The 10,194-nt window shown below is 47.6% G+C and carries 9 protein-coding genes; 7 read left to right on the top strand and 2 right to left on the bottom strand.

Going from position 1 to position 10,194, the window contains the following annotated elements:
• Nucleotides 1-331 precede the first annotated feature (331 nt).
• The gene (gene gloA, locus AC4IE7_RS16660; RefSeq protein WP_490777988.1) at nt 332-715 is read right to left on the bottom strand and encodes a lactoylglutathione lyase; all 384 of its coding nucleotides are present in this window, start codon (nt 713-715) and stop codon (nt 332-334) included.
• 287 nt (nt 716-1,002) lie between these two features.
• Nucleotides 1,003-2,067 carry a hypothetical protein gene (locus AC4IE7_RS16655; protein ID WP_490777987.1) on the bottom strand — a complete coding sequence of 355 codons (1,065 nt, stop codon included), beginning with the start codon at nt 2,065-2,067 and terminating at the stop codon, nt 1,003-1,005.
• Between the two features lie 278 nt (nt 2,068-2,345).
• On the opposite strand from AC4IE7_RS16655, the gene AC4IE7_RS16650 reads away from it, so the two are divergent.
• The 7 genes from AC4IE7_RS16650 (at nt 2,346) to msrA (ending at nt 10,036) form a co-directional block, all read left to right on the top strand.
• Complete coding sequence (locus AC4IE7_RS16650) at nt 2,346-2,582, top strand: BolA/IbaG family iron-sulfur metabolism protein (RefSeq protein ID WP_490777986.1); 237 nt, start codon at nt 2,346-2,348, stop codon at nt 2,580-2,582.
• A gap of 31 nt (nt 2,583-2,613) precedes the next feature.
• The gene (locus tag AC4IE7_RS16645) at nt 2,614-4,248 is read left to right on the top strand and encodes a SagB/ThcOx family dehydrogenase (RefSeq protein WP_490777985.1); all 1,635 of its coding nucleotides are present in this window, start codon (nt 2,614-2,616) and stop codon (nt 4,246-4,248) included.
• Nucleotides 4,249-4,826: 578 nt separating this feature from the next.
• Complete coding sequence (locus tag AC4IE7_RS16640; RefSeq protein ID WP_490777984.1) at nt 4,827-5,135, top strand: antibiotic biosynthesis monooxygenase family protein; 309 nt, start codon at nt 4,827-4,829, stop codon at nt 5,133-5,135.
• Nucleotides 5,136-5,262: 127 nt separating this feature from the next.
• A complete protein-coding gene (locus AC4IE7_RS16635) occupies nt 5,263-6,249 on the top strand; it encodes a malate dehydrogenase (protein ID WP_490777983.1) in 987 nt (328 codons plus the stop codon).
• 113 nt (nt 6,250-6,362) lie between these two features.
• Nucleotides 6,363-7,781: a nucleotide 5'-monophosphate nucleosidase PpnN gene (ppnN, locus tag AC4IE7_RS16630; RefSeq protein WP_490777982.1), complete on the top strand. Its 1,419-nt coding sequence runs from the start codon at nt 6,363-6,365 to the stop codon at nt 7,779-7,781.
• Between the two features lie 27 nt (nt 7,782-7,808).
• Nucleotides 7,809-9,182: an alpha/beta fold hydrolase gene (locus AC4IE7_RS16625; RefSeq protein ID WP_490777981.1), complete on the top strand. Its 1,374-nt coding sequence runs from the start codon at nt 7,809-7,811 to the stop codon at nt 9,180-9,182.
• A 233-nt stretch (nt 9,183-9,415) separates the two neighbouring features.
• Complete coding sequence (gene msrA, locus AC4IE7_RS16620) at nt 9,416-10,036, top strand: peptide-methionine (S)-S-oxide reductase MsrA (RefSeq protein ID WP_490777980.1); 621 nt, start codon at nt 9,416-9,418, stop codon at nt 10,034-10,036.
• Nucleotides 10,037-10,194 lie beyond the last annotated feature (158 nt).

Genomic DNA, 10,194 nt, shown 5'->3' with positions numbered 1-10,194 from the left:
AGCTGACAAGCTGGTTAACAGAGTGTTTTCTATTCAGGAGATTGTGGGGGCAAGCCGTGTAAAGAGGGTTTATGTGGAATCGATACCCTTATGGTGCGGCAGGGCCGCACCCTACATCGCATGTCTTATTAAACTGCAGTGAAACACTAATTGTTTAGGAGTTGGTATTGAGATCTACAGAATTAACGACCTGAATCATGCTTTTCAACACTGAGAGATGGACGGTATTTGTTACAGTCTCTTAGTTTCTGAAATGGCTGAATCTTTGAAGCTATCCCGCAAACTACCAAGAGCATCCTCTCTCGGTAAAAAAACAGAACTTTCAAATAAACTATTTAGCTCCGATAAGCTCAATGGAATAACCATCAGGATCTTCAACAAAAGCAATGATTGTTGCGCCAGCATTCATTGGGCCTGCCGGCCGAATTATCTTACCCCCCAACTTATTGATCTCATCAGTAGCTTGGTAGACATCATCCACCTCGATTGCAAGATGACCGAAACCGTTACCCATATCATACTTGTCAGTATCCCAGTTATGAGTCAACTCAATCACACTATTCTCAGACTCATCTCCATAGCCTAAAAAGGCTAAAGTAAACTTACCCTCTGGATACTCTTTTTGTCGTAGCAGGGACATGCCAAGCACCTGGGTATAAAAGTCGATTGATCGTTGTAGATCACCGACCCGAATCATGGTGTGTAACAGACGCATATTGGACTCTCTCCTCGATCGTACAAATGAAAATTAATTTCTCGCTTACAAATATCAACACGGCGTCCAAGTAGTTGCTTTCAGGACGACAAGAGTGGTGCCCCGTTAATGCTCCTTTACTTCAAAAGCAGGTTTAAGAGCCCCTCTGCAACGTAACTCTTCTTAATAGTCTCACTCGACATATGATACCGAGTAAGATTGATCAGTTAATACTCTAGTGGTCGAAGTTATTAACCCGGTAATTAAATATTGTTGTCTTCAGCAACCATAGATTGCCTAAATATAATCTAGCAAACTGTTCTCAGGGACTCCAAAGCTCTGGACTGCCAATTCAAAACAGCGGATTTAACTGACATCTTTTTTGCGAGATCTGGATTGATCTCTTTTATTTCATTCGCGGCAAAGTTACAGAGAAAATTGGCTTTCATTTCTGCACGAGCACGATCAACACCCACATCCTGAAAAGGCACTGATGCCAGTAATAGAAAGCCGTCGTCTGGAATTCGTCCTGCATTCATATTGTTCTGGATAATGCCTGCTGCTTTGTGTATCGGGTCAGCAAGACTCGGGCTGTAGGGCCCGATGATCAATGCGATGTTGGGCATGTGCAGAAAATCAAAACCACGCCCAATACAGATCATCCACTCCCTGTGGACTATATCGAGTTCACGCTGCATTTGACGGGACTCTTCGACATGATCAAGATTGCCGGCAATCAACGGAAGCAGATCCTCTCGCATCTGTTGGGACATGTCAGGGAAGAGCGCTTCCAAACGGGGTCTTAGAGTGTCCCTTTCAAAGGACTTGATCTCAGCCATGTTCAGTAATTCGCCGTTACTACCATGCAGAATCAAGGCATCTTCATCCGTTTCGAAACCACAAACGATGGGATAAACCGTTTGATGGCCAGCACCAAATACCGCTTCGACCTGACGCTTGATTTGGTAAGTGTGTGCTTTTGCTGCCTCAGTGTCGTAGTTAAAGCCGGCACAACCCCGTTGGGGATCACCCTTCGAATAGTGGTAGGTAATCAAGATCATGGTGTGCCGGCCATCAGCAGTCACACCTTGTACATAGCTGGCCAGAACCTCACCCAGGTGGGGCCACCCCAAATCGAACATCCCCCCCAGATTACGAAATGGCTGAATGATTCCCTTGGGCGTGTTGGTGGCGATTGGAATATTGATACGCCCATCCATACACTTGAGTACTGCGATAGCTGTAGGGTGTTCCGCAAGATAGCGCGTGCGGGCCAACCAGCTTTCCGGACTACTGTAGGTAGTTGAGTGTTGATTAGCATGGTTAAACAGCCACTCGATACGATCCTGAATCGGTTTATTGTATAGATCCATAGTCACCTTCCCGCCTTTTTATTAGAAAGTTGCCTCATCACTCACCAGTATGTCAACTATTTGCGCTTTCGGCTGACTTGTTTCTCCGACTGGAGCACAGCCCAGGGAGACACTGGAGATCACTATACCTTACCTATCCTGTATACACTGGCCTGGTCATTGATAATCCTTCACTAGCTCAGCCAAATTAAGCTATTTCCACAAAATCCCCATCGAAACAGACTAGGGCCTGAATCCATGAGATGATAAGCTAATGCAATTGAATAACGAGATTAGATATGAATGAACAAGAGTTGATGAGTCGCATCAAAGAGCTCTATCCAGATGCTGAAATCACAGTTGCCGGGGAGAACTGCAGCTTTGAGGTCAATGTCACATCACCCGCTTTTGCTGATATGAAAAGCCTGCAAAGACAACGCTCAATTCTGACTTTGTTCAACCAGGAGATCGCCAGTGGCGAATTGCATGCATTGACTGTGCGCGCTAAAACTCCTGATGAGAATGCAGCATCTTAAGCATGTTGCTGAAAATTCATCTGATATAGGCATGAAAACCGATACTCAGCAGCGGGCCCTGGAACTTGTACGTGCTTATCATGATCGAACCAAACATCGCTTAGACAAATATGCAGCAGGCCCTGATTTTCTAGACTGGGAGCAACAACCAGACCCATTCAGACGCTTCGAACCAGCCTCATCGATACAACTTCCTCTCGATTTAGACGACCTGCCAGACCCCAGTCTGAATGAACTTAAAGATCATCAACCCCATGTTGCACTGCAAGAGTGGGGGCTGAAAGAGATCTCCAGTCTACTCCGCCTCAGCATGGGATTAGCCGCCTGGAAAGTTTATGGCCCGGATCGCTGGTCACTGCGCTGCAATCCCTCCAGTGGCAACCTGCACCCCACAGAAGCTTATCTCGTGGTGCAAGGTCTAAGTGCACTAAAAGACGGTGTCTACCACTATGCCCCCTATCACCATATTTTAGAGTTGAGGGCTGAGATTCCTGCAGATGTAACCGATATCAACACACCCACTATCATGGTCGGATTAAGCAGCATCGCCTGGCGTGAAGCCTGGAAATATGGTGAACGGGCCTACCGCTATGTACAACTGGATATTGGTCATGCTATCGGTGCACTTGCCTATTCAGCTGCAACCCTTGGATGTTTCCTTGATCGTACTCCCTTGTCACCTATCGAGTTGGCAAAACTATTGGGGCTTAACAGAACAGAAGATTTCGATGGTGCCGAAGCTGAATACCCGGATCTACTGCTCAGACTTTGCAGCAACCAGAGCGAACGGGTTCCTCAAAAGTCGAACGAAAAACTGATTTCCGCCCTCTCTTCAACTGATTGGCATGGTCGTGCCAATCGGCTCAGTGATCACCCCAAACACCAATGGCCGATCATCGAAGAGGTAGAGCAAACTCTGAAAACCTGCCCTCCTTGTCAGCAGGGCACATTGCTTGATATGGCATTGCCTGAAGCCGCCCCTGCACCTGACCAATCCGCACGCCAGATCATTTTACAACGACGCAGCGCACAAGCTTTCAACGGCAAGGCGATGCTAAAACAATCGGTTTTCTATGAGATGCTCGACAACTGTTTGCCGAGACCTCTTGAACTGCCATGGAAGAGCTGGCCTTTTCAATCCAGGTTACACTTGCTGCTATTTGTCCACCGGGTAGATGGCCTCGCGCCAGGACTCTACCTGTTGCTGAGATCCCATCAATCTCTACAGCAATTCAAAGAGAGTACTGAACAGGAGTTTGATTGGGAAAAGGTTGAAGATACTCCCTCTCACCTGCCCCTCTACCGACTGATCAGCACAGAAGTCAAAAAAGCAGCCCGCGCACTCTCCTGCCACCAGGATATTGCCGCCAGTAGTTTTTTCAGTCTCGGTATGCTGGCGGAATTTGATCTTGCTCTGGATCAGTCTGGCCCCCAAATCTATCCCGAACTTTTCTGGGAGGCCGGCCTGATTGGCCAGGTGCTCTACTTACAGGCCGAAGCTCATGGAGTTCGAGGTACAGGTATCGGCTGTTTTTTTGATGATGCTGTGCACGATCTGCTGGGATTGAAGGATAGCCGCTTTCAAAGCCTCTACCATTTCACCGTTGGCCAAGCAAAAGCTGACAACAGATTACAAACACTACCACCCTATGAACATTTGTTATGATGAATGAAACTGGAACCTCTGTGGCAATCGGAATCTAATCTGAGAAGAGTGCAAGGATAGCGTAAGTTCATTTTATTACTTTGTTGTCAGTGCTGCCCCGCTTACTTCAACCATTTCGGTTGTAACTGATTAATTGATATTGGTTTCTATTGGTGATTGAGAATTGAGATATGAAAAAGCATCAGCAGCTTAGGATCACGGCTAGAAAAAACTTACAAATCATCAGTATCTTAAAGAACCCCCCCTCTCCCCTTGCGGGAGAGGGGGTGAATAAACACCCTGTTTTCCCCAGCAATTAGCAAGAAAAATATGAACGATCAATGTGGTTTTATCTTTCAATCACGTGAAACGCTTCGCGTACACCCTCTCCCCAACCCCTCTCCCGTAAAGGGAGAGGGGCTTTCAGAGTTGTTCTGAGGAGATTGCAAGTTAATGGGATAGCAGTGCTTTGTTGTATAAAAACAGCAACAAATCATTAGCTTTTAAAAGCACATAATATATACAGAGAAAGTAGATAGAGCGGGTATCCCGTTAAATTCCGCAAACACCAACCAAATATATAGACATAGGAATATCAAATGTTCATCGTTGCCAACAGAGTACCGGTTGCCGAAGACTATAGAGAGATGTTTGAAGCCCGTTTTCAGGCCCGTAGCGGTCAAATTGAAAAGCAAGCCGGTTTCGTACGCATGCAGGTATTAAAGCCAAGCGGTCCGGAGACACCCTATGTTGTCCTGACAAGCTGGCAAGATAAGGCCGCCTTCGAAAACTGGGTTGGCAGTGAGGACTTTAAACAGGCTCATGCCAACCCTATGCCAAAAGAGGCATTCGATGGAGAAGGCGCCATTGAAATGCACGAGGTCATCATCCAGGCAGAAACCGCTTAAGGGCGCCTCGATTAATAATGCAGATTTAAAAAAACTATGGTATAGGCTGAGAATAGACTACCTAAAAAACCGGAAATAACTATACTTATCTGGGTATCTAATAAATTAATGGGAGGATCCAACCGAAATGAAGCCCGCAGTAAAAGTCACCATCACCGGCGCTGCCGGTCACATTGGATATGCACTGGCGTTTCGTATCGCCTCAGGTGCCATGTTTGGCCAGGAACAACCGGTCATTCTCCGTCTTCTGGAGATTCCCCAAGCCATCTCGTCACTGAATGGCGTTGGTATGGAACTGGAGGATTGCGCATTTCCCCTACTGCATGACATTGTCCTCACAGATGATCCAAGTATCGCTTTCCGAGGTACCGACTACGCCATACTTATTGGCGCAAAGCCCCGTAGTAAAGGCATGGAACGCAAAGATCTGATAACGGAAAACGCCAAGATCTTTTCCAATCAGGGTAAGGCGATCAATGACCATGCCGCTCCAGGGGTACGGGTTCTGGTGGTCGGCAATCCTGCCAATACAAATGCTCTGATTGCAGCTGCTAATGCGCCGGATCTGAGCCCCACTCAATTTACCGCCATGACCCGCTTGGACCACAACCGTGCATTGGGACAATTGGCCAACAAAAACAATGTCCTGGCTGCTGATATTAAAAGAATGACGATCTGGGGCAATCACTCCATGACCCAGTACCCACACATTGACAACTGTCTTATCAAGGGCCAGGCGGTTTTTGATTTCGTGACTCATGATTGGGCCATTGACCATTTTATTCCCCGGATTCAACGCCGAGGTGCTGAGATCATCGAAGCTCGTGGCCTCTCCTCTGCTGCTTCTGCCGCTGATGCGGTGGTCGATCATGTGCATGATTGGGCAATCGGCACTGAAGCGGGAGATTGGGTCAGCATGGCCGTTCACTCTGACGGCAGTTATGGCATTGATGAGGGGGTTGTATTCTCCTTTCCTGTAACCTGCAAAGATGGCGCCTATGAGATAGTCCAGGATTTGCAATTGGATGAGTTCAGTATCTGCCGATTGAAGGAATCAGAAAAAGAGTTGCGGGAAGAGCGTATGGTAATAGAGGATCTTCTACCCGGCAGCTGAGTGAAATAAAAGATGGAGATGCGCTTTTTCGCATCTTCATCATTAACAATCTTTACTCGATTAATTGCTTTCCGGATAGAACACAATAAAAAGGACTCAATCGAAGTATTGTCATGAGTAAAGTCAGTAAAAGAGAGCCCCGTCCGCACGCTCAGAATTTGAGCAAACCCCTGAGCAGATTAAGCGCTTCTGTCCGACCGGAAGGGAGTCTTGAGGTACTCTCTCAACTTGAGGTCAATGCTTTACGAGACACCAGCGCACGTGGTCTATACGGTCTCTTTCGACGCTGTGCATTGGCAGTGCTCAACTGTGGTAGTGATACCGATAATGCAAGAGAGATTTTCGACAGTTATCGGGATTTCGGCATTCACCTGATGCAGAGCAACCGTGGCATACAGTTACGATTGGAGAATGCCCCAGGCAGTGCATTTGTTGATGGAAAAATGATACGAGGCATTCAGGAGCACCTGTTTGCAGTGTTACGGGATATCATTTACGTCCATAACGAAGTCCACAACAACCCTTCTTACGACCTCAACGAGCCGGTTCATATCACCTCAGCGGTATTTCATATATTGCGCAATGCCAGGGTGTTGTATACCGGCATGGATCCAAATCTAATCGTCTGCTGGGGCGGCCACTCCATAGGCAGAAGGGAGTATGACTACTCAAAAGAGGTAGGCTACCAACTTGGTTTGAGGGGCCTGAATATCTGCACTGGTTGTGGCCCAGGGGCAATGAAGGGCCCCATGAAGGGGGCCGCGTTGGGACATGCAAAACAGCGTATTGGCGACGGTCGCTACCTGGGTATAACCGAACCGGGAATCATCGCCTCAGAACCCCCAAACCCGATTGTTAATGAACTGGTGATCATGCCCGACATCGAAAAGCGGCTCGAAGCCTTCGTGCGTACAGGCCATGGTGTGGTGATCTTTCCAGGGGGCGCAGGTACCATGGAAGAGCTACTCTATCTTCTCGGCATACTGATGCACCCGGACAACCAGGATCACGCCTTCCCATTGATTTTAACCGGACCAGCTGAATGCGCTGACTATTTCACAGAGATCGACCGGTTTATCGGCATCACCCTGGGAGATCAGGCACAACACCACTATCAGGTCATCATTGATAATCCTGCTGCAGTGGCCAAAACTATGGCAACAGCTATGGCCAGTGTGCGAAGTTATCGTTACGAGCTTAATGACGCCTTCTATTTCAATTGGCGCATACATATCGAAGAGGATCTACAACATCCATTCCAGCCCACTCATCAGGCCATGTCTGAATTGGATCTGAATCGACAGCAGCAAGGCCACATCGCTGCAGCCAACTTAAGGCGTGCTTTCTCGGGTATTGTAGCGGGCAATGTCAAAGAGGATGGCATTCGAGCTGTAGAAGAGCATGGCCCCTTTGTTATTCATGGGGAGCAGGAAGTTGTAGAAGCTATGGACAGATTACTGATCTCGTTCGCAGATCAGAACAGAATGAAACTTCAAGGCGACTACGCTCCCTGTTATCATCTGGCTTTATAGTGAAAGTAAGCTTCTGAGCCCAAGCCTATGATGAAACATACTCTATTGCCGTTTTTTTTAATCATCTCGAGCCTGCTTGTGCCCTCCCCCGGTTATGCCGCCCAACAAAACAAAGAGTGGTTCGAGCGCGAAAATGTGTTTGGTGGCCAGGTCTACCTGAGAACCGCTGGCAACCCGGATCGTCCTGCAGTGGTGATGGTTCATGGACTGGGTGATGAGGCCTCCACATGCTGGGAGGATATCCTGCATCGACTCAAGAAGGACTACTTTGTTTTCACTTTCGACCTGCCGGGATTTGGCCGCTCAACCAAAGGCAATGCACTCTACTCTCCCGTCAACTACGCCCGACTGATCCACCAACTGGCCGAGAAGCATGTCGGTAAGCCATTTCATCTGATTGGACACTCCATGGGGGGTGCAATCAGTCTTCAGTTCACCCATAGCTATCCGGCAGATGTCAAAACACTGACCCTGATCGATGCCGCAGGTATCCTGCACCGACTCGCCTACACAAAATACCTCGCCCCGCTGGGCGTCGATAAAGTACTCGATCAATACAATGTACTCAATGAGCGAAAAGTGACCGACCTGGCAGGGGCACTGATGAGCGCATTGGAAAAACGTGCCCCCATCAACATGGATCTGCTGATCAACCTGGAACCCTTCAGATCCAAGGTGCTACGGAGCGACCCCACCTCTATTGCCGGACTGGCCCTGGTTCAGAACGATTTCAGTCGAATACCGGAAACAATTCACCAGCCGACACTGATCATTTGGGGCGATCAAGATAAAATCGCCCCATTAAGGACAGGCTATGTATTGGAATCCCTGCTACCTGATGCCAGACTGGAGCTGCTTCCTAATGGTGGACACATTGCTTTTATAGAACAACCGCAGCGGTTCCACGAACTATTGAGGCCCCATCTCAAGCAGAGCTACAAAGCTAAACAGAAACCAGCTTCCAAGCCAGAGAGTTCCAACTTTCGTCAGACCGTCCAGTGTCAGAATCAATCGGGACATACTATTACAGGACGAATCGGCAGCCTCTTGATTGATGGTTGCCAGAATGTCCTCATAAAAGATGCAGAAATCAACAATCTGGTGATTACGAATTCCACAGTCACCATGCGTAACAGCCGAATCATCTCCATGGCAACGGCACTTAAGCTGCACGACTCAAATCTCAACATCACCGCCGGCCATATCGAAGGCGAGGTGGCAATCGAGGCGAATAACAGTCGCCTCGACATTGCCGGTACTCAGTTGGTGGGCAGCCAGGCGGCAGTCAAGGCGCCTATGGATTCAACGCTGATCTTTTCTCTGGGACGAATAGACAGCCCGCTCTACGATGATATTGTGATTCACGGCATGAAAGTGGTCGCGCCAGGGGCTTATTTGTAATTTCTGTGTGTACAACAATCTACCGGAAAAACTTTCAGGCCATCCGAGTACATTTTTTGCAGTTCACATCCCCCTGGCTCAAGCTCAACTCTGCAGCCTGAGTTATAACAAAACGATAACAATTGAAGTATTCCTCTAGTAAACAGTGTCAATGGTAAATAGTGTTGGATATCAATTAACCGGCAAGCACATCAAGCATCGTTGCCATTCCTATTTACGCGGGGAGAATTCTTGTGAAACATCAATTTATGCAGTTATTGGCCATGGGTCTGCTACTCACAATAACCAGTGCAAATGCAGATAGAGCAGTTTTAGCTGGCGGATGCTTCTGGTGTATGGAGTCAGATTTTGAAAAATTGCCAGGCGTTACTGATGTAATCTCTGGTTTTACTGGTGGCACTTTAAAAAACCCTACCTATAACGGCGATCATTCCGGCCACTATGAAGCGGTGGAAATTACCTACGACCCCACTACAGTCAGTTATGAAGACCTAATTAACCATTACTGGGTTAATATCGACCCCTTTGATGATCGTGGACAGTTCTGCGACAAAGGCCATAGCTATTTGAGTGCCATTTTTGTTGCAAATGAGCATGAGAAAAAAATCGCTGAGGCGTCAAAGAGAGCCGTAGAAGCGCAGTTTCCAGATAAAAAAGTCGCTACAGAAATCTTAAATGCATCAACCTTCTATCCCATAAAAGGAGATGAGAGCTATCACCAGGATTACTATAAAAACAATCCCACACGCTACAAATTCTATCGCTGGAATTGTGGCCGTGTTCAGCGCTTAAAAGAAATTTGGGGAGATAAAGCCGCTCATCTATTTAATTCAGTTCAACCACTTTCCCAATAATGCTACTCCCCGAACTAAATCCACATGTAGAGTGTGGCCCTGCCGCACCATTCCCAACTAAAAACCAAACCACCTGACGAGACGGTGTAGAGACGCTACTGATAGTGAACCAAAGTATCTGCTTTTTTCGGGAATTCTCACCCTGATGGTGCGGCAGG

The organism is Candidatus Thiodiazotropha sp. AKAK3 (assembly GCF_058244645.1).
The sequence above is the reverse complement of the archived record's forward strand: the minus strand, read 5'-3'. Positions and strand labels throughout refer to the sequence as shown.